A 22,595-nucleotide genomic window follows, 5' to 3' on the forward strand; every position below is an offset into this window, starting at 1 on the left:
GTTTTTCCCTCAGCGTGCGCCATGGCGGCGCGCGGCCCACCACTGGATCAGGTTGATCAACAACAGGAAGACAAAGGAAATGCCCAGCATCACCAGTGCCACCGCCGTTGCGCCTTGCTGGTCGAACTGGTCCAGCTTGGAGACGATGATCAGCGGAGCGATTTCCGACACCATGGGAATATTGCCGGCAATGAAGATGACCGAGCCGTATTCACCGGTGGCGCGGGCAAAGGCCATGGTGCCGCCGGTAATCAGCGCGGGCAGCGTGGCCGGAAAGATTACGCGGCGGAAAATGTCCCAGCGGTTGGCACCCAGGCAGGTGGCGGCTTCTTCCAGCTCTTTTTCCAGGTCTTCCAGCACCGGCTGTACGGTACGCACCACAAAAGGCAGGCCGATGAAGGTGAGCGCCACGATGATGCCCAGCGGGGTGAACGCCACCTTGATGCCCAGCGGAGCCAGATACTGGCCAATCCAGCCATTGGGTGCGTACAGCGTGGTCAGCGCAATGCCAGCCACCGCCGTGGGCAGGGCAAACGGCAGGTCGACCAGCGCATCCACCAGCCGCTTGCCGGGGAAGGGATAGCGCACCAGCACCCAGGCCACCAGAAAGCCGAACACCAGATTGATAAGCGCGGACAGACCGGCCGTGGCAAACGACAGCCGGATGGATGCCATTACCCGCGGGCTGCCTACCGCGGCAGCGAAACCGTCCCAGCCCATGCCGACGGTGGAATACACCAGCGCGGCAAACGGCAGCAGCACGATCAGCGCCAGCCAGAACAGGGTAATGCCAAAGCTGAGCCGGAAACCCGGCAGCACACTATGACGCAGATTCAGGATATTGCTCACGCTGGCTCCACTTAATGCTTGCTGTAGATCTGGTCAAACACACCGCCATCGGCAAAGTGCTTTTTATTGACCGCCGCCCAGGAACCGAACACGCTCTGCACGGTAAAGGTTTTCACATAGGGAAACTGGGCATCGAATTTCTGCGCCACCGCCTTGTCCTGCGGACGCAGATAATTTTGTGCGGCAATGGTCTGGCCTTCGTTACTCCACAAGAAGCGCAGATAGTCTTCCGCCTGTTTGCGGCTACCCTTCTTGTCCACCACCTTGTCAACAATGGCCACTGGGTTTTCTGCCAGCACCGACAGCGGCGGGTAGACAATTTCAAAGCTGCCACGGCCAAATTCGCGCGCAATCAGCTCGGCCTCGTTCTCGAAGGTCACCAGCACATCGCCAATCTGGCGCTGCATGAAGGTAGTGGTGGCGGCACGGCCACCGCCATCGAGCACCGGCACGTTCTTGAAGATGCCGGCCACCAGTGCACGGGCCTTGGCTTCGCTGCCACCCGGCTGTTTCAGCCCGGCACCCCAGGCGGCCAGATAGGTGTAACGGCCATTGCCCGAGGTTTTCGGATTGGGGATGATCACCTGCACGCCCGGTTTGGCCAGATCGTTCCAGTCACGCACCTTGTGCGGATTACCCTTGCGCACCAGGAACACTGTGGTGGAGGTAAACGGCACCGAGGCATTGGGCAGGCGGCTGGCCCAGTTGGCCGGAATCAGCCCACGGGTGGCCAGCAGGTCGATATCCGATGCCTGGTTCATGGTGATCACATCCGCCGCCAGGCCATTGGCCACCGACAGCGCCTGCTTGCTGGAACCGCCATGCGACTGCTGGATGGTGACGGTTTCGCCGGTCTTGGCTTTGTAGGCTTTCTGGAAGGCCGGGTTGTAGTCCTTGTAGAAATCGCGCATCACGTCGTAGGACACATTCAGCAAGCTGACATCAGCCAGTGCATGAGCGGACAGGACCACGGCGAGAAGGCCGGCAAGGGCGCGCAATTTCATGATGGACTCCGGAATGATTGGGAACGGCCTTCATGCTAACCCGGTCGTTTTATTCTAAATAATAATATTATTTACTACATTTATATCAAATTAATCTATAAAACCAATGCAGGGTGGCAAGCAACTTTCCACCCTGCCATCCTCTCCGCTAGAAAATCCAACCCCCTCCATGCAGCAAACACGCTGCTCATGGCCGCACAACCACAGCTGAATGGTGGTCAGCCAACAAGCACCACCCTGGCGCGGTAATTGCATGGTGTGATGAAGCGACGATCAGGTATGCTGTTGCGCTCAAGCGGTTTGAGTCCTGACGGGTCCGGCGGCCTCCTCAGCACTGAAACCGTTTATTTTTCAGGACCAGCCATGACCACACTCACTCCGCACCACCTGCGCCGTGAACTGAATGAAGAGGCCCATGCCCGGCCCTATGCCGCCATTCCCTCGCCGGCACGGCTAACCTCGCTCAGCCTGTATTACGACTTTGACGACGTCCCGCAGCGTGCTGCGCTGGCCAACCTGGCCGAGCGCATGGGCCTGCCCGCCCCCCTGCCCGGCCAGGCTTATTATTCAGCCAGTGCTGGCGACCTGATGGTGCGCTGGTCGCTGCATGCCGAGTTTGCCCGCTACACCTTCATTGTCAGTGGCGATTGCAACGACCCGTTCGACCGCACGCCGCTGGACCGCATCCCGCCAGCCTGGCTACGCGATCTGCCCGGCGTGGTGCTGGTGGCACTGCATGCCGTGCTGCTGCCGGCCGAGCGCGAAACCGAGCTGGCCGACATGTCCAGCCGCTGGTTTGGCGGTCGCGAGCTGATTGGTGCCGAAATCGGCGATGGCAACGGTGCCGCTTATACCGACCTGCGCCTGCATCCGGATGCCCGGCTGGCTGAAGGATTCTCCCGCTATGTGGTGGTGGACCGCGCCATGGGCCCCAACCAGTCCGGTCGCATGCTGCAGCGGCTGTTCGAGCTGGAAACCTACCGCATGCTCACCTTACTGGCACTGCCCATTGCCAAGAAGCAAATGCGTGATCTGGACAATCTGGGCATCGAGCTGCGCGCCATTACCGAACGCATGGCCGGCAGTGAGGGAAATGGTTCGGACGCGCAACTGCTGTCCGAGTTGACCGGCCTTGCCACCCGGGTGGAGCAGTTGATATCGGAAAGTCAGTATCGCTTTTCTGCTTCACAGGCCTACTACCGCCTGGTGGAAGCACGCATTGGCGAATTGCGCGAACAGCGCATCTCCGGCATGCAGCCCTTCCGTGAGTTCATGGAACGGCGGCTATCCCCGGCAATGAATACCTGCGACACCGTGTTGCGCCGCCAGGACCGCATCACCGCCCGCCTGCAACGCACCACCGCCCTGCTGCGTACCCGGGTGGAAGTGCTGCACGAAGAACAGAACCGCGCCTTGCTTGCCAGCATGGATCGCCGTGCCGCCTTGCAGCTGCGCTTGCAGGAAACGGTGGAAGGCTTGTCTGTTGGTGTGCTGACCTACTACATGGTGAGCCTGCTGCACCATCTGCTGGCTGCAGTCGAATCGGTAGGTGTACATCTGAATATCGAGCTGCTGACCGGCATTGCCATTCCGCTAGTGGCACTGGTGGTGTGGTTCAGCATGCACAAGCTGAAGGCCTCACTGGGAAGCGGGCACAAGGAACTGTAACAGGACAGCAGCACACAGAAACTTCAGGAGCCGGCCTATATTGCGTAGTCCGGCTCTTTTGCATTGCTACACCGGAGCGCTGGCAAGCAGGGCCGCAAGTAGCTCAGAATCATCTGGTTATTAACTATTCTTATTGTCAGTTGATAAACATTCTAGGAAAATTACCACTTTAATTTCAGGGTTTACCTTGTCTTGCTACAGTCAATTCGTATCCACTCCAGATACGTCACCCCGCCCATTACAGCAGCTTGCCACTGTCTGCACGGGCAATTGAATGAAATCAGCGACTTCGCTACAACAGCAGACTTCAGCCCCACCCACCGCGCGGTTACTCACCATGTCCCATCAAAACCAGAAGCTCAAACCCGTTCTCACCGGGTTCATTGCCATTGTCGTAGCCCTGTTACTTGCTCTTGGCAGCATCATGCTCTTCAGTCTGCAACGCATAGACCAGACTGCCCATTACGAATTGGACATCACCAATGCGCTGGTGCGGAACATGGCCGATGTGCGCTACCACGTGGTGCAGATCCAGCAATTTCTTACCGATGTCAGCGCCACCGGCGAGGCTGATGGCTACAAGGACGCCGAAGAGCACTATCAGGCCCTGTTGCAAAACCTGCCGAACATCAGCCGCCTTGACCCGCAGCTGAGCAGCCAGGTAAATGGCATGCAACAGTCGCTGGACCAGTTCTATGCGGTGGGAAAACGCATGGCCAAGGCCTATGTCGATGGCGGACGCGAAGCCGGTAACGTACTGATGAAGGAGAAGGGCAGCGGCTTTGATGACCGGGCTGAAACACTGACCAGACAAGTAGAAGCACTACACACGGAAATCCAGCAACGCGATAATTCAGCCTATGCAGCCATGAACCAGACTGCAGCGGATCTGCGCAATATGATGCTGGGTCTGACTGCCGTGCTGGTCATTGTGGTGTTGCTAGGCGGCGTTCTGCTGTACCGCCGTGTATTTGGCGTGCTGGGCGGCGAACCGGCCCTGGCCATGGAGGTGGCCAACCGCATTGCCAGCGGCGACCTGAGCCAGCACATCGAACTCTCAGCCGCCAGCCAGGGCAGCCTGCTGGATAGCCTGGCGGCCATGCAGCGCCAGCTGCGCGATATCACCAGTAATATCCGCAACCTGTCAGGCGAGCTGGACAGCAGCGCTGGCAGCATGAACGCGACAGCTCACAATCTGCAGCAAAGCAGCACGGTACAAAGCGAGTCCACCCGTCTGATGAGCGTATCGGTGGAAGAAGTATTGCAAAGCATCCAGCAGTTGGGCGACCAGAGCGACGAGGTGGGCCAGGAAGCGCGCACCGCCGGTGCCATGGTGAGTGATTGCGAACAGCTGATCCATGCCACGGCCAGCGACATCAACCATATTGCCGAGCGTATCGGCAGTGCCGCCAGCGCCATCGACAATCTGGACAAGCAGACCGACGCCATAGCCTCCATTACCCGCACCATTCATGACATTGCCGACCAGACCAATCTGCTGGCACTCAATGCCGCGATTGAGGCGGCACGCGCCGGGGAAATGGGCCGTGGCTTTGCCGTGGTAGCCGATGAAGTGCGCAAGCTGGCCGAGCGCACCGGTGTGGCCACGGTGGAAATTTCCGGTCAGATCGACACCATCCGCCAGGGCATGAGCAACGTGGTGGGCGTGATGCAAAGCAGTGTGGATGCGTCCAGTCACGGTGTAGAACAAACCCACAAGGCACGTGAAGCCATCAGTGGCATCCGCCAGAATACCGACCAGATCGCCCAGCACATCCAGGGCATCAGCCTGGCCTTGCATGAGCAACAAAGCGCCATGAGCGACATGGCCCAGCGCATCGAAGTAGTGGCCAGCATGACCGAGTCCAACCAGGCGACGGTAGAATCCTCTGCCGCAGCATCGGACCAGCTCAACAGCCATGCCAAGGCGCTGAATGCTGCCATTGGCGTGTTCCGCGCCTGACAGTCATAAAAAAACCGCATCCGGCAAAGGATGCGGCTGAATCCACAGCCGGTAACTGACCCGCACCGGCTGCTTCCACCCAATCTACCGTCCAGCTAGGACTGCACGGCCTCGCGCACTTGCTCCAGCCCGGTCGGATCGTCCAGTGTGGTCAGGTCGCCCGGGTCGCGCCCCTCGGCCAGCGCCTGTATCGAACGGCGCAGCACCTTGCCGGAACGGGTCTTGGGCAGCTGGTTGACGAAATACACCCGTGCCGGATTGGCAATGGCTCCCAGCTGGGATGCCACCTTGGCAATCACTTCTTTTTCCAGTGCAGCCTTCTTTTCCGGGTCCTTCAGCACCGACGGGTCGCGCAGCACGGCAAAAGCCTGCGGCACCTGCCCCTTCAGCGTGTCATGCACCCCCACCACTGCCACCTCGGCAATGGCGGAATGGCCGGACACGGCTTCTTCGATTTCCCGCGTACCCAGGCGGTGGCCGGCCACGTTGATCACGTCATCGGTACGGCCAAGAATGGTGAAATAGCCGTCGGCATCGCGAATACCCCAGTCAAACGAGGAGTACACCTTGCGGTCCTGGAACAGGCTGAAATAGGTATTCACAAAACGCTCGTCCTGCCCCCACACCGTGCTCATACAGCCCGGTGGCAGCGGCGGAATCACCGCAATCACGCCCTTCTCGCCCGGCGGCACTTCCTCTCCGCTGGCCTCGTCCAGCAACTTCACGTTATAGCCATATACCGGCAGACCAGGGCTGCCCAATTTGGTGGGCAAGGCTTCCACGCCGTTGCACACGGTCAGCATCGGCCAGCCGGTTTCGGTCTGCCAGTAGTTATCCAGTACCGGAATCTTCAGCTCGCCGGCAATCCAGCTGGCGGTGGGTTCGTCCAGCGGCTCGCCGGCCATGAACAGGGCGCGCAGACTGGACAAGTCATACTTGTGCAGCCATTCCGGGTCTTGCTTTTTCAGCACGCGGATGGCGGTGGGGGCGGAGAACATGATGGTGGCACGGTATTTTTCCACCAGCTGCCACCAGATGCCCGGATCGGGGCGAATCGGCAGGCCTTCGTACACCAGGGTGGCCATGCCACAGATCAGCGGTGCATACACGATGTAGGAGTGGCCTACCACCCAGCCGATGTCGGAGGTGGAAAAATAGGTTTCCCCCGCCTTGCCGCCATAGATGTATTCCATGCTGGAAGCCAGTGCCACCGCATAGCCGCCGGTATCGCGCTGCACGCCCTTGGGCTTGCCGGTGGTGCCCGAGGTATACAAGATGTAGCTGGGGTGGTTGGACTCCACCCACACCACCTCGGCGCGGTCGTCCAGATGCTGCTGACACAGGGTGGCGTAATCCAGATCCCGGCCCGGCTTCATCATCGGCGCCTCGGCCAAACCACGGTTGACCAGGATCACCGTGGCCGGTGCGGCACTGCCGGCCAGTTCCATCGCCTCGTCCACCAGCGGCTTGTAGGCAATCACCTTGCCGCCGCGCATGCCGGCATCGGCGGTCACCAGCAGCTTGGGCGCAGCGTCTTCGATACGGGTGGCCAGGCTGGCCGAGGCAAAACCGCCAAACACCACCGAGTGAATCGCCCCCAGCCGCACCGTGGCCAGCATGGCAAACACGGCTTCGGGAATCATTGGCATGTAAATCAATACCCGGTCACCCTTGCCTACACCCTGCGCCTGCATGATGGCGGCAAAGCGGCTGACTTCCTCGTACAGCTGGCGGTAGGTGTAGGTGATTTCAGCTCCGGTTTCGCTGGAAACATAGATCAGCGCAGCCTGGTCGGGTCGGCTTTCCAGGTGACGGTCTACCGCGTTGTAACAGAGATTGGTTTCGCCACCGGCAAACCATTGGCGAAACGGCGGATTGTCGTATTGCAGAACTTGCGAGTAGGGCTTGTGCCAGTGAATGCGCTGCGCCTCGGCACCCCAGAAGGCTTCTGGCTGCTCGATGGAACGGCGGTGAAATTCTTGATAGGCGCTCATGCAGTCTCCCGAGGATGTAGGCTAGTTCATTATTTTATTTATCAACCAAGCGGTTGCTAGATTAACAAAATAAGCCCTTTGCCGCACAGGGTCAAGTTTCATCGCCGGTAGATCTGCCTCCACTTCCTCGCGGTGGGGTCGGAAACAACAGCGTACGCATCAAAATACACTTAACTTCACTTATCAATAATACTTACCAATTTTGGCAATTTTTATTAGCGATAAACCAAATTTCATAGCTCGGTAACCGAATCATCATGCTGGGCCTCTAGACTGCGGCCAGTTACTTTTTGCCGAGAAACACCATGCCGCTAGATAGCACGCCCCAGGCCGCGCATACCGCCACGATGGCTGGTCATTTGTTGCAAACGCCGCCAACCGTGAGCCCTTCAGACAACAACTACCACGTACTGGAGCTGTTTTCGCAGGACGAATCGCTGGCCAATATCCCGGTGGTGGAACATCAGCGTGCGGTGGGCATCATCAACCGCAACACCTTCATGAGCACGCTGGCGCGGCCTTTTCACCGTGAAATCTTTGGCCGCAAGCCCTGCACCGCCTTCATGAATGCCAGCCCGCTGATCGTGGACTACCTCACCCCCATCACCGAGCTGTCCTTCATGGCGCTGGAAGCCGACCGCAAGGTGCTGTCGGACGGTTTTCTGATCAGTCTGGATAATGCTTACGCCGGCATGGGTCAGGGCGTATCGCTGATGCAGGCACTGGCCGACCAGCAGGCGGAGAAACACCGCCAGATGATGGAGAGCATCAACTACGCCAGCGTAATCCAGCAGTCCTTCCTGCAAAGCTCGCGCCGCGACATGGCAGCGGCGCTGGACGATTACTTCATGGTGTGGGCCCCGCGCGACATCGTCGGCGGTGACTACTACTACTTTGTCAAACGGCCGGATGGCTTCTTTGTGGCCGTCATCGACTGCACCGGCCATGGTGTGCCGGGTGCCTTCATGACGCTGATCATGGCCTCCACCCTCAAGCAGGTGTTGAGCAGCCACGACCTGCACAACCCCGCCGCCCTGCTGCGCGCCATCAACCAGCAGGTAAAGCAGTCGCTGGGCCAGCTTACCCCGGAAGAAGCCGGCCAGGCCGACCACCCGGAACTGAACTCGGACGATGGCATGGACGGTGCCTTCTGCTGGTTCGACAACACCAGTCGCACCCTCACCTACGCCTCGGCCAAGACGCCGCTGTTTGTACTGCAGCCGGGCAAAGAGGAGGTGGACACGCTGGACGGCAACAAGAAAGGTGTGGGCTATGTCGGCACGCCGCTGGACTATCACTGGGACAATCACCAGCTACAGTTGCCGCCGGGTAGCAGGCTGTATATCAGCACCGACGGCATCATCGACCAGATTGGCGGCCCCAAGCGCATCTGCTTTGGCAAAAAGCGGCTGAAGGAAAACATCCTCAAGCACGCTAGCAAACCCATGCAACAGCAGCAGAAGCTGCTGATCGATGCCTTCCTCAAATGGCAGGGCGAAAACAGCCGTCGCGATGACGTCAGCCTGTTTGGCGTCCACCTTGCCTGAAGCCCATTCGTACCAGGAAAACAAAGCATGAGCCTGACCGACTTTCACCGATTCAAGGAACTGGCCCGCCAGGAAAACGTGGTGTTCTACTACACCGGCTATTTTTCCCAGAGCATCGTCACCGCCATGGGCGACTCGCTGCGCCTGCGCCTGGCCAGCCTGGACGCCAGCCAGACTGCCCGCCGCAAGCTGTTTTCAGTCTTCGTGGAAATGGCGCAGAACGTGGTGCACTACTCCGCTGATCACCTGAGTGCCAGCGCAGCCGCCGACCACGAAATCCGCATGGGTTCGCTATGGGTAGGCGAGGCCGATGGCCAGTTCTACGTGGTGTGTGCCAACCCCATCTCTGCCGAAGGGGTAGAGCACATCCGCGCCAAGCTCGAACCGCTGCGCACCATGACCAACGATGAAATCAAGGCGCGCTACAAGGAAAAGCTGCGTGCCGAAGGCGAAGCCGGTAGCAAGGGAGCCGGGCTGGGCTTTCTCACCGTGGCACGTGACTCCAGCAATCCCATCGAATTCGATTTTGTTGAAGAAACCGACGGCAAGCCCTTCACCACTTTCTACCTCAAAGCCACCATTTAAAAGCAGCCATCATGCAAAACCTGTATATCGCGCCCACTTCGTCCACGCCGGAAGTGAATTTCCAGTTCGACCGCCACCAGTTAAGCCTGCGCGGCGAGAGCTATCCGGAAAATGCCCACGCCTTCTTCGGCCCCATCATGCAGGCCATCAATGCCTACCTGCCCACCCTGCAATCCACCCAGGTCACGCTGGATGTTCAGCTGGCCTATTTCAACAGCTCCAGCACCAAGGTGCTGCTGGAGCTGTTTGGTCTGTTCAACGATGCGGCAGTGGCCGGTAATTACGTCACGCTCAACTGGCACTACATTGAGGATGACGAAACCATTCTGGAGTTTGGCCAGGAAGTGGCCGACGACTTCACCGCGCTGGATTTCAACCCCTGCTCCCTGGTGGAGTAAACCACTGTCCGACAATATCCATCTGGCGGCTGACTGGATACGGCAGCAGGTTTTGGGGTAATCTGGCCGACTACCCTATCGTGATCTGTTTCAGGACATCCGCCATGAATGTGAAGGACTACATGCAGCGCGTCGGCCAGGCGGCGCGCAAAGCCAGCCGCGCCATTGCCAAGGCCGATACCCGCCAGAAAAACCAGGCGCTCAATGCCATGGCCGATGCCATCGTGCGTGATAGCGCCAAACTGCTGGCGGCCAACCAGCAAGATCTGGACGCCGCCCGCGCCGCCGGGCTGGATGCCGCCTTCATCGACCGTCTGGCGCTGACTGAAGCCACCGTGGCCAGCATGGCCGAAGGCCTGCGCCAGATCGCCACCCTGCCCGATCCGGTAGGTGAAATGGACGACTTCTGCTATCGCCCCTCCGGCATCCAGCTGGGCAAGATGCGCGTGCCGCTGGGTGTGGTGGGCATCATTTACGAAGCCCGCCCCAATGTCACCGCCGATGCCGCCGGCCTGTGCCTGAAGTCCGGCAATGCCACCATCTTGCGTGGCGGCTCGGAAGCCTTCCACAGCAACCAGGCCATTGCCGCCTGTGTCAGCGAAGGCCTGCGCGTGGCCGGCCTGCCCGCCGAAGTGGTGCAAGTGGTGGAAACCACCGACCGCGCCGCCGTGGGTGAGTTGATCACCATGCAGCAATATGTCGACGTGATTGTGCCGCGTGGCGGCAAGAGCCTGATCGCCCGCATCAGCGCCGAAGCCCGTGTGCCGGTGATCAAGCATCTGGATGGCAATTGCCATGTCTATATCGACGACACCGCCAATCCGGACAAGGCATTCAACATCGCCATGAATGCCAAGACCCAGCGCTATGCACCGTGCAACACCATGGAAACCCTGCTGGTGCATACCGCGTTTGCCGAATTCATCCTGCCGCGTCTGGCTGAAGCCTACTGGGAAAAAGGCGTGGAACTGCGTGGCTGCGAACGCACCCGCGCCATCCTGGGCGACAAGGTAGTGGCAGCGACAGAAGACGACTGGTTTACCGAATACTCCGCGCCGATTCTGGCCATCAAGGTGGTGAAGGATCTGGACGAAGCCATCGACCACATCAACCACTACGGCAGCCACCACACCGATGCCATCGTCAGCGAAGACTACGGCCGCGCCCGTCGCTTCCTGCGCGAGGTAGACTCTTCCAGCGTGATGGTGAATGCCAGCACCCGCTTTGCCGACGGCTTCGAATACGGCCTGGGTGCGGAAATCGGCATTTCCACCGACAAGATCCACGCCCGCGGCCCGGTAGGCCTGGAAGGGCTGACCAGCCAGAAATGGGTGGTACTGGGCGACGGCCAGGTACGCGGCTGAACCGCAGCAACTCCGTGATGAAACCGGCTACGGCCGGTTTTTTCATGCCTGCATGGCAGCGGCATGACAAATTCCCCACATTGCCACTTTCATGCCAGTGAAATACCAGCCACAACTTGCCAGCCACCGGCAGCTTCACTAGTGTAGGCAAACCAGATTGGCCGGGGGGCTCATCATGCTGCAATGGCTGTTCGCCACGCTACATTTGCTGGCCCTGGGCTGCGGTCTGGGGGCGATTGCCGCGCGCGGTCGCAATCTGGCATCTACACCCGATGCACCCGCGGTACAACGCAGTCTGCGCGCCGACAACTGGTGGTGCCTGTCCCTGCTGCTGTGGATAGTCAGTGGCAGCATGCTGGCAGCCAGCCATCTCTCCCTGCTGTGGTCGCAAGGCAGGCCGGTGCCGCTGGCCATGGCCAAGCTGCTGGGCATTGCCCTGCTGCTGCTGCAGGAATACCGTACCCGCCCTCTGATACGGCAATGTCGGCAACGACTGGAACGCGGGCGCTTGCCGACCGAGGAAATCGGCAGCATGCTGACACACCACAGCAGACGCCAGCTGCTTGTGCTGCTGGTGATCCTGGTGATTTCCACCGCGCTACAGTCCGGGCTGTTCAACACTCCTTAACATCTGCCTGGCCGGTCAGCAGGAACCACCAGCGCATGCCGGCTCTCCATCGGCTATTACCTGCCGGAGTCATCATCATGCCACCACAGCCAGCCTCCATCTTCCTGCGCGGCCTGCTCCTTGCCATTCTGCTTGGCACCAGCCTTGCCGCTCACGCCGACAGCACGCTGCAGCTGCCATCGGAAAAGTCCCCGGCCCTGGTTGCCGATTGCCTGCAGCAGGGCATTCGCCGCCTGAAGATTCCGGATGACTACGTCAAGCGTGACACCGCCGCAGACAAGGCAGAATCCATCCGCCTGCTCAACCCGGTCAGTAACAAAACCAGCCTGCAAGTGGATATCCGTCCGCAAGGGGAAGGCAGCCAACTACAGGCAGACCAGAACGGCATTCCGCTCACCCCACCCTGGCAACGACTGATCAAACGCTGTGCTGAATGAGCCTGTGGATAAATATAAAAAAGCACATTGACCTGTGGAAATCCGGGGTAAAAACTGAACAAGCTGTGCATAAGCCCGCTTGCCGGTCTGTAATATGTGACAAGGGCTTGCAGGGAGACCAAACCTCCCTGTGCACAACTTAACCTTTCCCACCCGCCATGGTGGATAGTGTGCATAGCCTGTGCATTATTCTGTGCATAAGTACACGGACAGTCTGCTGAGTGCCTCAGCATCATTGCCTGCTCGTCATCGCCGGTTCCGGCATGCCAATACACTGCAACTGCCCAAGCCGCCATCACATCATCAAATTTTCATGACCGAACGGTTACACTGGGGCTGAAGTCAATTTCTGGAACATCCACATGGCCACCATCGCCCATCCCCAGTATGAAGATCGCCTAGCTGCCGGCAGGGCTCGCCGAGAGCATTGCCCACGCACGCGTCAGGCCGAATGTGTGCTTAGCCCACAACGCGATGTGGTCGCCATGCTGCGCCAGACGTCTGCTGGCCGCGTCCCCGGGCTGGTGCCGCTACGCTATCAGCGCATGCAGGCCTCCCCGTTTGCCTTTTTCCGAGGTATGGCCATGATTCAGGCCGCTGATCTGGCAGCCGGCCCGCACAGCGGCATGCCGATGCAAGTATGTGGCGATGCGCATTTGATGAACTACGGATTCTTTGCCTCGCCCGAACGCCAGTTGATGTTTGACATCAACGACTTCGACGAAACCCATCACGGCCCGTGGGAATGGGATTTGAAACGCCTGGCCGTCAGCGTGGTGCTGGCCTCGCGTGAGCGCGGTTTTAGCGATGACGCCGCATCCCGTGCTGTTTGCCAGCTGGTCAGCACCTATCGCCGGCGCATGCAGGACTATGCCCGCATCAGCCAGTTGGAACTGTGGTACAGCAAGGTCGGTTTCGAACAACTGCTTGCGCGTGCGCCCAGCGACAGCATCCGCCAGCAACTGCTCAAGCTGGCAGACAAGGCCAGGGGCCAGACTCAGGAAAAACTGCTGCCGAAAATGACGGTTCTGGAGAACGGCAACCTGCGCCTGCGTGATGATCCGCCGGTTATCTTTCACATGCAGCAGCAAGATCAGGTATGGGGCAATGACGAACACTGGCTGGGTGACGAGCAGTACCAGGAACTGCTGCAGCCCATGCTGTCCCGGTACAGCAATACACTGAAGGAAGACCGCCGCGCTTTGCTGGACAGGTTCCGACTGGTGGATGCTGCTTTCAAGGTAGTCGGTGTGGGCAGTGTCGGCACCCGCTGTCTGGTGATGCTGCTACAAGACAGTTACGACCAGCCCTTGTTCCTGCAACTAAAGGAAGCACGCAGTTCGGTGCTGGAACCTTATACCCAGCGTTGCGTCCACGGCCATCAGGGCAAGCGGGTGGTGTTTGGCCAGCGTCTGATGCAGGCCGCCAGCGACCTGTTTCTGGGCTGGACTACCGGCCCAGGCGACCGGCACTTCTATGTGCGCCAACTGCGCGACATGAAGGCAGCACCGACCCTGGAATCCTTTGCCAGCAGTGAAAGCCTTACCGCCTTTGGCCAAGCCTGCGCCTGGGCGCTAGCACGCGCGCACGCCAAATCCGGTGGACAAGCTGCCGGACTGGCAGGCTACATCGGACAATCTGACAAATTCGACCTGGCCATCGCCAGCTATGCACTTGCCTATGCCGATCAGGTAAAACGTGATTTTGCTGTTTTTACTGCCGCCCTGGCCCAGCAGGAGCTATAAGTAGATAAATTGCCACAAGCATGTCGGGATGTTGGGGTTTTCAGCAGTATTTCCCCAGCACTACTACATTTAGTATTAATAATGCTTCGGTATATTTATACATACCACTTATAAAAATTTCTCCAGCTAACGGGAACCCTACCGTGCGAGTCAATACCCGCCTCATCATCATCATTGCCGCCAGCCTGATTGCCCTGATCACCCTGGCCGCCACGTCGCTGTATATCACCCGCAGCACGCTGCAGAGTGAAAAACGCGAGCAGATCACGCTGCTGCTGCGCATGGCGGAAAACACCCTCGACTACTATGCCAAGCAGGAGGCCAGCGGCAAGCTGACGCGCCCGCAGGCACAGGACATGGCGCGCAAATCGCTCAAGGCGCTGAAGGTGAACGATATTTACTTCTTCGCCCGTGACAAGGACAACCGCCTGGTGCTGCATCCCAAGGCCGAGCGCGAAGGCAAGGTGGATATGGGCAGCACGGTGCCGGATGGTCGCACCACCGTAGCGGTATATGACGAGGCGCTGCAAAAAGACCACTACGGCATCGTCACCATTCTGACCTCGCGCGGGGACAGCAAGGAGCAGTTGCCCAAGCTCAACGGCGTGGTGCGATTCGACCCCTGGGGCTGGACTATCGGCACAGGCTTTTTCATTGATGACATCGATGCGCTGTTCTGGAAGCAAGGCACGGTATTGCTGATTCTCAGCGCAGTTGCCGTGGTTGCACTGGTACTGCTGGGTGCCGCCATGTCGCGCAGCATCATCCGCTCGCTGGGTGGAGAGCCGGCCTATGCCGCCCAGGTGGTGCGCCAGATTGCCCAAGGCAACCTCACCGAAAACATCGATGTCAATGGCCCGCCACAAAGCCTGCTGGCTGCCATGCAGGAGATGCAGCACAAGCTGCGCGAGATGATCAGCCAGATTCGCCAGTCCACTGACGATATCGGCCATGCCGGCCAGCAGCTGTCCGAACAGATGCAAAAGGTGGACGAGGTGTCAGGCATTGCCAGCAACTCCACCGCCTCTGCAGCAGCGTCCATCGAACAGCTGTCGGTCAGCATTGACCACGTCAAGGACAATGCCGGTGGTTCGGAAGAAGGTGCGCGCCGCTCCAGCCAACTGGCCCGCGAAGGCGAAGAAGTCGCCAAGGAAGCCGCCAGCGGTATCGAATCCATTGCCTCTCAGGTAGGTGATGTCAGCGACCTGGTCGGCAGCCTGGCCGAGCGTACCCGCAATATCAGTGGCATCGCCGAAACCATTCGCGACATTGCCAACCAGACCAATCTGCTGGCGCTCAATGCTGCCATCGAAGCAGCCCGTGCCGGCGAGATGGGTCGCGGTTTTGCCGTGGTAGCCGATGAAGTACGCAAGCTGGCCGAGCGCACCGCCAGCGCCACCGACGAAATCACCCATATCGTACAGGCCGTGGTCAGTGAAACCGGCACCGTCGCCGGACGCATGGAAGAAATCCGCCCAGCCGTGCAACTGGGTGTCGGCAAGGCCAATCAGGCCGCACAAACGCTGGATACCATCAGCCGTCAGGCCCAGTCTGCGCTGGAAAGCCTGCACGCCGTGGTTAGCGCCATGACCGAGCAAAGCCAGGCCGGGGCCAATATTGCCGTCAGCGTGGAACAGGTAGCTGGCGTGGTGGAGGAAACCCAGTCCTCGGTACAACTGGCGGTAACCGCCATGCGCAATATCGACAGCCATGCCCGCCAGCTGAACGAATCGGTCTCGCGCTTCCGCCTCTGACACCATCCGGATAAGACAACATCCCCCGGCCCCGCCTGCGTGCGGGGCCGCTGCATGTGAGCCATCCACGGCCAGCAAGGCGACGCTGTGCTTGCCCTCCCTACTGCCAGTGGCATAATGCCCACAGGGCTTAGCCCACAAAATCAAAAAAATGATTCACCGACAGACAGGCAGATAGATGAAACAATCGAGAACGCTCCAGGGGAGACCTGCATGTCCCAGTATTCCATCACGGCTGCACAGGCCGAATGGCTGACCAAACATAACGTCCGCGACGTTGAACTTGCCTTTGCCGATGTCAGCGGATTTCCGCGTGGCAAAACCCTGCCCGCACAGGCCCTGATCAAGGGCCAGGAATTGCGCATTGCCCGCGCCGTGGCCATCCAGACCTGCGTGGGAGAATTTCCCGACTACCGCTTCTACGGTGAAAACGACCCGGATGTGGTGCTGCGCCCCGACTTTGCCACCCTCTACCCGGTGCCGTGGGCCAAAACCCCGCGCGCCTTGGTGGTGTGCGACAACATCGACCACGACGGCAGCCTGTCGCCGTTGGCTCCGCGCTCGGCACTGAAAAACATCCTGGCCCGCTATCAGGCCCGTGGCTGGACCCCGGTGGTGGCTCCGGAGCTGGAATTCTACATTTTTGCCGCCCATGGTGATGCCGATCAGCCCTACCAGGCCCCGGCCCTGCGCACCGGCCGGCGCGAAAGCGGCTTCGATGCCTTCAGCTTCTCCACGCTGAACGACCTGGAACCCTTCTTCGACGACCTGTACCGCGCCTGCGAGCAGCTGGGCATCGACACCGATACTTATGTCCACGAAATGGGCCCCAGCCAGTTCGAGATCAACCTCAAGCACGGCGATGCACTGGCGCTGGCCGACCAGACCTTCCTGTTCAAGTACGCGCTGAAGGAAATCGGCTACCAGCATGGCCTGAACGTGGTATGCATGGCCAAACCGCTGTCAGGCCAGCCCGGCAGCTCCATGCACCTGCACCAGAGCGTGGTGGATGGCCAGGGCAATAATGTGTTCAGCCTGGACGATGGCGAAGCCAGCCCGGACTTCTTCCACTATATCGGCGGCCTGCAGCAATACCTGCCGCACCTGATGCCCTTGTTCTGCCCCAGCCCCAACTCCTTCCGGCGCTTCGTCAAGGGACTGGCAGCCCCGGTCAATGTCAGCTGGGGTGTAGACAACCGCTCGGTCGGCATCCGCGTGCCGGTTTCCGGCCCGGCGGCACGTCGTGTGGAAAACCGCCTGCCCGGCTGCGATGCCAACCCCTATCTGTCGCTCGCCGCCAGCCTGGGTGCCGGCCTGCTGGGGGTGGAAGAAAAACGCAGCCCGAGCGAAGCGGCAGTCGGTAATGTCTTCAACAATGACAATGCTGCCACCTTGCCCAATACGCTGGATGCGGCCTGCGCACTGATGGCAGCGCACGACACTGCCAAGCGCCTGTTCGGTCAGGAATTCACCGATGCTTATCTGGCCGTGAAAGACATTGAACTGAGCCACTTCCACAACCAGATCACCGCATGGGAACGCCAGTACCTAACCACCCTGGCCTGATTTTCACCGTGCGTACAAAGCTGTCAGCCGCCCTCCTGCGACTGGCAGCTTTTTTCATGCCAACTACGCCGGATTGACCCTGCCACGCGCCTGGGCCACCATGCTGCTGTCCTGTCAGGACCAGACTGCCAATCCCGTCCCTCCCTGAGGAATGACATGCGTTTTACTGCCCTGCTCTTGTTGCTGCTGCCGCTGTGCACGCTGGCCGATACCGCGGCGCCGGAAGCGGCCAGCGGCTTTCAGACCCGTCCGGCGGTTTACAGCCGCCACAGCATGGTCAGCACTGCCAATCCCTACGCCAGTCAGGCTGCACGCGATACCCTGCGTCGCGGTGGCAGCGCCATTGATGCTGCCATCGCCACGCAACTGGTGCTGGGGCTGACCGAGCCACAATCCTCCGGCATTGGCGGCGGCGCTTTCATGCTGTATTTCGATGGCCGCAAGCTCACCAGCTTTGATGGCCGCGAAACAGCACCAGTCACGGCAGATAGCCGCTTATTCCTGCAGGCCGACGGCAAGGCCATGGATTTTTACCGCGCCGTGGTGGGCGGGCGTTCGGTTGGCGTACCCGGCGTGGTGGCCATGCTGAAGCTGGCACATCAGCGTGGTGGCAAGCTCCCCTGGGCCAGCCTGTTCCAGCCGGCCATCCAGCTGGCACGGACAGGTTTTGCCATCTCACCGCGCCTGCACACCTTGCTGGGTACGGAACGTTTCTTGCAACAAGACCCACAGGCGCGGGCTTATTTCTATCAGGCGGATGGCAGTCCGCTGCCGGTGGGCAGCATCCTGAAAAACCCGGACTATGCCTCCACGCTGGAACAGCTGGCGCAGCGTGGTCCGGCAGCGTTTTACCAGGGAGAAATCGGCCAGGCCATTGTCGATGCCATCAACCGGCACCAGGAGAACCCCGGCCACATGCGGGCTTCAGATCTGGCGGCCTATCAGGCCATTGAACGCAAGCCGCTGTGCGGCCCATATCGTCGCTGGCAGGTATGCGGCATGGATGCGCCCAGTTCCGGCGGTGTGGCCGTATTGCAGATGCTGGGACTGCTGCAGCGCTTCCCCCTGTCCACCATGTCGCCCACTGGCAGCAACACCATCCACCTGTTTGCCGAGGCGAACAAACTGGCTTTTGCCGACCGCAACCGCTATCTGGCCGATCCTGACTTTGTCGCCGTCCCCAGCCAGGCGCTGGTCAGCCGCGACTACCTGCAGCAACGCAGCCGGCTGATCACCCCGGACCGCAGCATGGGACGCGCCACGGCGGGAGAACCATCCGGCATCCGGCTCAGCCTCTATGGCCGGGACAGCGCACCGGAACTCCCCTCCACCTCGCATTTGAACATTGTGGATCGCGCCGGGAGAGTGGTCAGCATGACCAGCTCCATCGAAGACCAGTTTGGTAGCCGGCTGATGGTGAAGGGCTTTTTGCTCAACAACCAGCTCACCGATTTTTCCTTCCGCCCGGATGAGGATGGCACACCGGTTGCCAACCGGGTGGAAGCAGGCAAGCGCCCGCGCAGCAGCATGTCACCCACTCTGGTATTCAATGACCGTGGTCAGTTTGTGCTGGCTACCGGCTCGCCGGGCGGCAGCCAGATCATCGGCTATGTCAGCCAGACGCTACTGGGCTTGCTGGACTGGAAACTGGACCCGCAGCAAGCGGTCAGCCTGCCGCACTATGGCAACCGCAATGGCGATACCGAACTGGAAGAGAATCGTGGACTGGCGTCATCAATGGCAGCATTGCGCGCACTGGGCCATACGGTACAGGAAGTGGAGATGACCAGCGGCCTGTCCGCCATTGTCCGGACTGCACATGGCTATGCTGGCGGGGCAGACCCCCGCCGCGAAGGAGTAGTGCTGGGAGACTGAGCAGTCTTAACGGCGCGAAGCCTGTAGGCGACGTGCCAGTTGCTCAATGGCACCTTCACGGCTAAGCGGTTGACCATGCTGGTGCTGCTCGCTGGTAATCCATTTTTCCACCACCGAGCGATCACCCCGCGCAGCTTTCAACAGCAGGCCAAACGCGCGGCCTGTGCTATGTTCCAACGGTTCCAGCGGACGCGACTGGGTATGTGCGGCATAGATACGACTATCTGCCATTTGCTGGGTTTTTTTTCGCCTCCCGGACTGTATGCTCCAGGCAAGAACAAGCACAATAGCCAGCAAACACAGTAAAGCAAAGATCATCATGATGTGAAACCAGTCTCCCTGAATGGCTTGGTGCAAGACGATAGCATACGACAATTTGTCGTAATGGCATTAAATGGCGACGCTGTTTACTTGAATTTGTTATAGATCAAGCGGTTCACAAATAGTTCGGGAAGCCAGGCTGGCCTGACTAGTATGCTAAAAACTAAAGATAACATTCTGTCGCGCCCCTTCTGATGGCTACCATGCCAGGCGCCAGACAGCGCCAGCCTGTAACTGGCTGGCAGACATGATGGTTTTACGAGGAGTGTGCCATGTACCAACATATCGTGATTGCTGTTGATGGTAGCAAGACCGCAGAAAAAGCACTAGATGAGGCAATTAGGATAGCAAAAATTGCGGATTCAGGAATTTCCCTGGTACATGTCGCCAGTTTGCGTGATATGGCCATTGAAGGCGTGGGTGCGCTGGACACCCACCAGTTGCACGATCTGGCTTTTCGCCAGGCGCGCGACTTGCTGGACAAGGCGGAAAAGCGGGCCATCAATGAAGGTATCAGCCGGGTAGACTGTCATATTGCAGAAAGCTGGGAGGGCGGCAAGGATATGGCCGAATCGCTAATCCGCTTTGCCGACAGCCGCCATGCCGAACTCATCGTCATCGGCACTCATGGCCGTACGGGCCTCGCGCATCTGCTGCTGGGCAGCTTTGCCGAAAATGTCATGCGCAAGACACATTGCCCGCTGCTGGTAGTGCGTGGCAACGAGGACTGAGGCCAATATCGGTCATCCCATCGCAACGCCACAAGCAAGGTGGCGAGTGCTGTCCGCAGAGTGCAATGCCTCTGCGGATTTTCTTTGTCCACTCAAAACAGCGGCCGCGCCAATACAAAGAACTCGCGGTTGCCATCGGCCCCGGTAATCGGGCTTTCAATCCAGCGCTCCACCCGCCAGTCCAGATCGTCCAGACAATTGGCAATTTTGTCCTGCACCCCGGCGAACAGGCTTTCATCGCGCACGATGCCGCCATGACCCAGCGCACCGCGCCCCACCTCGAACTGCGGCTTGACCAGACCAAGCAGACAACCGTTGTCACCGAGCAAAGGCAGGGCTGAAGGCAGAATCAGGGTAAGCGAGATAAAGGACACATCGCACACCATCAGGTCGAAGGGCAAACCATCATTGGCCTGCAACAGGCGCTGCCTATCCAGCTCACGGGCATTCACGCCTTCAAGACAGCGAATGCGCGGATCATCCCACAACCGCGGGTGCAGCTGGTCATGCCCCACATCCACACCAACCACGTACTCGGCACCGGCTTGCAGCACGCAATCGGTGAAGCCGCCGGTGGACTGGCCCACATCCAGCACCCGCCAGCCATGAATATCCAGCCCGGCTTCCTGCAAGGCAGCATCCAGCTTCTGTCCACCACGCGAGACAAAGCGGTCGGATGGGTCCGGCCGGACTTCCAGCGGCGTACCGGCAGGAAACTTGCTGCTGGCCTTGCTGATAACCTGGCCATTGAGGCTGACCCGCCCGGTTTCCAGCAGGCTTTGTGCTGCCGTGCGCGAAGTGGCAAGTCCTTGTTCCACCAACAGAAGATCCACCCGCTTCATCGCCATTTCCTTGCTTGCATTTCAAAAGGCGACAGGGTGGCCAGTCCGCTGCAGCCTGTCAAGCACCACGCCATGTCACCGTCCGTGGCCACCAGCTGTCACGCCCCTGTTGACAAGGCTTGGTCGCCTGCCCTGCTTGGTGCGATGATGTGCACATTGCAACAAGGAGCCAACGATGGACACACACCAACTGGACGCAGCAGAAGTCCGTGTGCTGGGCGCACTGATCGAGAAACAGGCGCTGACGCCGGACGCCTATCCGCTGACGCTCAACAGCCTGTCCTCCGCCTGCAATCAGCTGACCAGCCGTGAGCCGGTCATGCAGCTGTCCGATGCCGACCTGAGCGCGGCGCTGGACAGTCTGCTGAGCAGAAAACTGATTGCCGAGCGCCTGCCAGCCGGCAGCAGGGTGGCCAAGTACGAGCACCGGCTGAACTATGAATGGAATATCGACGGAGCCCGTCTGGCCGCCCTGGCCCTACTGATGTTGCGCGGGCCGCAGACCAGTGCCGAAATCCGCACTCGCGCGGGCCGTATCTACAGCTTTGCCAGTGTAGAGGAAGTGGAAACAGCGCTGGAGGCACTGGCAGACAAATATCCGCCGCTGGTACAGAAGCTGCCGCGCCAGCCCGGAGAACGCGAGGCCCGCTGGTGCCATCTGCTCAGTGGCGAACCGGTTCTGAGCGAAACCGTTGCCGCGGCAGCAGTGATTGATGTTGGCCTGACCGGGCGCGTAGCCGCACTGGAAGCCGAGGTAGCCGCACTCAAGACCCGCTTGCAACAGCTGGAGCATAGCCTGGGCGAATAGCAGCCGGTTCTGCCAACAGCAAAAGCCCCGCCAGAGCGGGGCTTTTGCTGCAACATCCATCCGGGCCTATTTGGGCTCGAAGATGGCGTAAGTCTTGCGGGCGGGCTCCAGCACCTCCCATATACCCTCGAATCCGGCAGGGATGACGAAATGGTCGCCGGCATACAGCTCTACACTGTCGCCCTGCTTATCGGTCAGGCGCACATAGCCTTCCAGCAGGGTGCAGAATTCATGCTCGTGGTATTTCACGCGCCAGCTACCGCAGCCGCCGCTCCAGATACCGGCATGAAACTGACCGCTGGGATCGGAATAATGGTTCTCCACCGTCTGGGCGCATTCGCCTTCGATGCGGCGTTCGGCCGGTGCGGCAAACTGCTCCACCCGCACCGGGTTGCGTTGAAAAACGATGATGTCGCTAGCCTGGGTCATACCTACTTCTCCTGTTTTATTTGATCAAATTTCGCACAAAACAGGGCAAGCCGGCAAATTCTGCATGCACCAGACTGGTGAAGGCCT

Annotated in this window: 20 protein-coding genes; 14 read left to right on the plus strand and 6 right to left on the minus strand. The window is 59.7% G+C overall.

Annotated elements, in window-relative coordinates; genetic code table 11:
* Window positions 1-9 precede the first annotated feature (9 nt).
* Window positions 10-840, minus strand: coding sequence for a sulfate ABC transporter permease subunit CysT (gene cysT / locus GSR16_RS19010; protein ID WP_159880905.1), 831 nt, complete (start codon window positions 838-840; stop codon window positions 10-12).
* A 20-nt stretch (window positions 841-860) separates the two neighbouring features.
* Entirely contained in the window at window positions 861-1,853 is a 993-nt protein-coding gene (locus tag GSR16_RS19015) for a sulfate ABC transporter substrate-binding protein (RefSeq protein ID WP_159880113.1), read from the minus strand.
* A 363-nt stretch (window positions 1,854-2,216) separates the two neighbouring features.
* Here GSR16_RS19015 and GSR16_RS19020 point away from each other — a divergent pair, with 363 nt between their 5' ends.
* Window positions 2,217-3,521, plus strand: coding sequence for a DUF3422 family protein (locus GSR16_RS19020; protein ID WP_159880115.1), 1,305 nt, complete (start codon window positions 2,217-2,219; stop codon window positions 3,519-3,521).
* 337 nt (window positions 3,522-3,858) lie between these two features.
* A complete protein-coding gene (locus GSR16_RS19025; protein ID WP_159880117.1) occupies window positions 3,859-5,484 on the plus strand; it encodes a methyl-accepting chemotaxis protein in 1,626 nt (541 codons plus the stop codon).
* 95 nt (window positions 5,485-5,579) lie between these two features.
* Here the strand turns inward: GSR16_RS19025 and GSR16_RS19030 are convergent, their stop codons facing one another.
* Window positions 5,580-7,478 carry a propionate--CoA ligase gene (locus GSR16_RS19030; protein ID WP_159880134.1) on the minus strand — a complete coding sequence of 633 codons (1,899 nt, stop codon included), beginning with the start codon at window positions 7,476-7,478 and terminating at the stop codon, window positions 5,580-5,582.
* A 305-nt stretch (window positions 7,479-7,783) separates the two neighbouring features.
* Between GSR16_RS19030 and GSR16_RS19035 the strand changes: the two genes are divergently transcribed.
* From GSR16_RS19035 to ggt, 10 genes are all read left to right on the plus strand, one after another.
* Window positions 7,784-9,025: a PP2C family protein-serine/threonine phosphatase gene (locus GSR16_RS19035; RefSeq protein ID WP_205677464.1), complete on the plus strand. Its 1,242-nt coding sequence runs from the start codon at window positions 7,784-7,786 to the stop codon at window positions 9,023-9,025.
* A gap of 27 nt (window positions 9,026-9,052) precedes the next feature.
* Window positions 9,053-9,610, plus strand: coding sequence for a SiaB family protein kinase (locus GSR16_RS19040; RefSeq protein WP_159880136.1), 558 nt, complete (start codon window positions 9,053-9,055; stop codon window positions 9,608-9,610).
* Between the two features lie 11 nt (window positions 9,611-9,621).
* Entirely contained in the window at window positions 9,622-10,008 is a 387-nt protein-coding gene (locus GSR16_RS19045) for a DUF1987 domain-containing protein (protein WP_159880138.1), read from the plus strand.
* Window positions 10,009-10,112: 104 nt separating this feature from the next.
* On the plus strand, window positions 10,113-11,372 hold the full coding sequence (locus GSR16_RS19050) for a glutamate-5-semialdehyde dehydrogenase (RefSeq protein ID WP_159880140.1): 1,260 nt from the start codon (window positions 10,113-10,115) through the stop codon (window positions 11,370-11,372).
* A gap of 175 nt (window positions 11,373-11,547) precedes the next feature.
* Entirely contained in the window at window positions 11,548-12,000 is a 453-nt protein-coding gene (locus tag GSR16_RS19055; protein ID WP_159880142.1) for a DUF2214 family protein, read from the plus strand.
* A 77-nt stretch (window positions 12,001-12,077) separates the two neighbouring features.
* On the plus strand, window positions 12,078-12,437 hold the full coding sequence (locus GSR16_RS19060) for a hypothetical protein (protein ID WP_159880144.1): 360 nt from the start codon (window positions 12,078-12,080) through the stop codon (window positions 12,435-12,437).
* 362 nt (window positions 12,438-12,799) lie between these two features.
* Window positions 12,800-14,182 carry a DUF2252 domain-containing protein gene (locus GSR16_RS19065; protein ID WP_159880146.1) on the plus strand — a complete coding sequence of 461 codons (1,383 nt, stop codon included), beginning with the start codon at window positions 12,800-12,802 and terminating at the stop codon, window positions 14,180-14,182.
* Window positions 14,183-14,325: 143 nt separating this feature from the next.
* Window positions 14,326-15,936: a methyl-accepting chemotaxis protein gene (locus GSR16_RS19070; protein ID WP_240902542.1), complete on the plus strand. Its 1,611-nt coding sequence runs from the start codon at window positions 14,326-14,328 to the stop codon at window positions 15,934-15,936.
* Window positions 15,937-16,149: 213 nt separating this feature from the next.
* Window positions 16,150-17,502, plus strand: a complete 1,353-nt coding sequence (locus tag GSR16_RS19075) for a glutamine synthetase family protein (protein ID WP_159880150.1) — start codon at window positions 16,150-16,152, stop codon at window positions 17,500-17,502.
* Window positions 17,503-17,658: 156 nt separating this feature from the next.
* Complete coding sequence (gene ggt / locus GSR16_RS19080) at window positions 17,659-19,377, plus strand: gamma-glutamyltransferase (RefSeq protein ID WP_159880152.1); 1,719 nt, start codon at window positions 17,659-17,661, stop codon at window positions 19,375-19,377.
* Window positions 19,378-19,383: 6 nt separating this feature from the next.
* Here the strand turns inward: ggt and GSR16_RS19085 are convergent, their stop codons facing one another.
* A complete protein-coding gene (locus GSR16_RS19085; RefSeq protein WP_159880154.1) occupies window positions 19,384-19,608 on the minus strand; it encodes a hypothetical protein in 225 nt (74 codons plus the stop codon).
* A 362-nt stretch (window positions 19,609-19,970) separates the two neighbouring features.
* Between GSR16_RS19085 and GSR16_RS19090 the strand changes: the two genes are divergently transcribed.
* Window positions 19,971-20,429: a universal stress protein gene (locus tag GSR16_RS19090; protein ID WP_159880156.1), complete on the plus strand. Its 459-nt coding sequence runs from the start codon at window positions 19,971-19,973 to the stop codon at window positions 20,427-20,429.
* 92 nt (window positions 20,430-20,521) lie between these two features.
* Here GSR16_RS19090 and GSR16_RS19095 read toward each other — a convergent pair whose 3' ends face one another.
* Entirely contained in the window at window positions 20,522-21,271 is a 750-nt protein-coding gene (locus GSR16_RS19095) for a TlyA family RNA methyltransferase (RefSeq protein WP_159880158.1), read from the minus strand.
* A 175-nt stretch (window positions 21,272-21,446) separates the two neighbouring features.
* On the opposite strand from GSR16_RS19095, the gene GSR16_RS19100 reads away from it, so the two are divergent.
* Window positions 21,447-22,079, plus strand: a complete 633-nt coding sequence (locus GSR16_RS19100; protein ID WP_159880160.1) for a YceH family protein — start codon at window positions 21,447-21,449, stop codon at window positions 22,077-22,079.
* Between the two features lie 66 nt (window positions 22,080-22,145).
* Here GSR16_RS19100 and GSR16_RS19105 read toward each other — a convergent pair whose 3' ends face one another.
* Window positions 22,146-22,508 (minus strand): cupin domain-containing protein, encoded by a 363-nt coding sequence (locus GSR16_RS19105; RefSeq protein WP_159880162.1) that lies wholly within the window; start codon window positions 22,506-22,508, stop codon window positions 22,146-22,148.
* Between the last annotated feature and the right edge of the window lie 87 nt (window positions 22,509-22,595).

The sequence above is a fragment of the Aquitalea denitrificans genome, assembly GCF_009856625.1.
GTDB lineage: Bacteria > Pseudomonadota > Gammaproteobacteria > Burkholderiales > Chromobacteriaceae > Aquitalea > Aquitalea denitrificans.

Coding starts and splice junctions, on each gene's coding strand:
- GSR16_RS19065 (WP_159880146.1), top strand. CDS start 12,800: ATGGCCACCATCGCCCATCCCCAGTATGAAGATCGCCTAGCTGCCGGC.
- GSR16_RS19095 (WP_159880158.1), bottom strand. CDS start 21,271: ATGAAGCGGGTGGATCTTCTGTTGGTGGAACAAGGACTTGCCACTTCG.
- ggt (WP_159880152.1), top strand. CDS start 17,659: ATGCGTTTTACTGCCCTGCTCTTGTTGCTGCTGCCGCTGTGCACGCTG.
- GSR16_RS19015 (WP_159880113.1), bottom strand. CDS start 1,853: ATGAAATTGCGCGCCCTTGCCGGCCTTCTCGCCGTGGTCCTGTCCGCT.
- GSR16_RS19105 (WP_159880162.1), bottom strand. CDS start 22,508: ATGACCCAGGCTAGCGACATCATCGTTTTTCAACGCAACCCGGTGCGG.
- GSR16_RS19060 (WP_159880144.1), top strand. CDS start 12,078: ATGCCACCACAGCCAGCCTCCATCTTCCTGCGCGGCCTGCTCCTTGCC.
- GSR16_RS19030 (WP_159880134.1), bottom strand. CDS start 7,478: ATGAGCGCCTATCAAGAATTTCACCGCCGTTCCATCGAGCAGCCAGAA.
- GSR16_RS19020 (WP_159880115.1), top strand. CDS start 2,217: ATGACCACACTCACTCCGCACCACCTGCGCCGTGAACTGAATGAAGAG.
- GSR16_RS19090 (WP_159880156.1), top strand. CDS start 19,971: ATGTACCAACATATCGTGATTGCTGTTGATGGTAGCAAGACCGCAGAA.
- GSR16_RS19025 (WP_159880117.1), top strand. CDS start 3,859: ATGTCCCATCAAAACCAGAAGCTCAAACCCGTTCTCACCGGGTTCATT.
- GSR16_RS19075 (WP_159880150.1), top strand. CDS start 16,150: ATGTCCCAGTATTCCATCACGGCTGCACAGGCCGAATGGCTGACCAAA.
- GSR16_RS19050 (WP_159880140.1), top strand. CDS start 10,113: ATGAATGTGAAGGACTACATGCAGCGCGTCGGCCAGGCGGCGCGCAAA.
- GSR16_RS19055 (WP_159880142.1), top strand. CDS start 11,548: ATGCTGCAATGGCTGTTCGCCACGCTACATTTGCTGGCCCTGGGCTGC.
- GSR16_RS19100 (WP_159880160.1), top strand. CDS start 21,447: ATGGACACACACCAACTGGACGCAGCAGAAGTCCGTGTGCTGGGCGCA.
- GSR16_RS19085 (WP_159880154.1), bottom strand. CDS start 19,608: ATGGCAGATAGTCGTATCTATGCCGCACATACCCAGTCGCGTCCGCTG.
- GSR16_RS19045 (WP_159880138.1), top strand. CDS start 9,622: ATGCAAAACCTGTATATCGCGCCCACTTCGTCCACGCCGGAAGTGAAT.
- GSR16_RS19035 (WP_205677464.1), top strand. CDS start 7,784: ATGCCGCTAGATAGCACGCCCCAGGCCGCGCATACCGCCACGATGGCT.
- GSR16_RS19040 (WP_159880136.1), top strand. CDS start 9,053: ATGAGCCTGACCGACTTTCACCGATTCAAGGAACTGGCCCGCCAGGAA.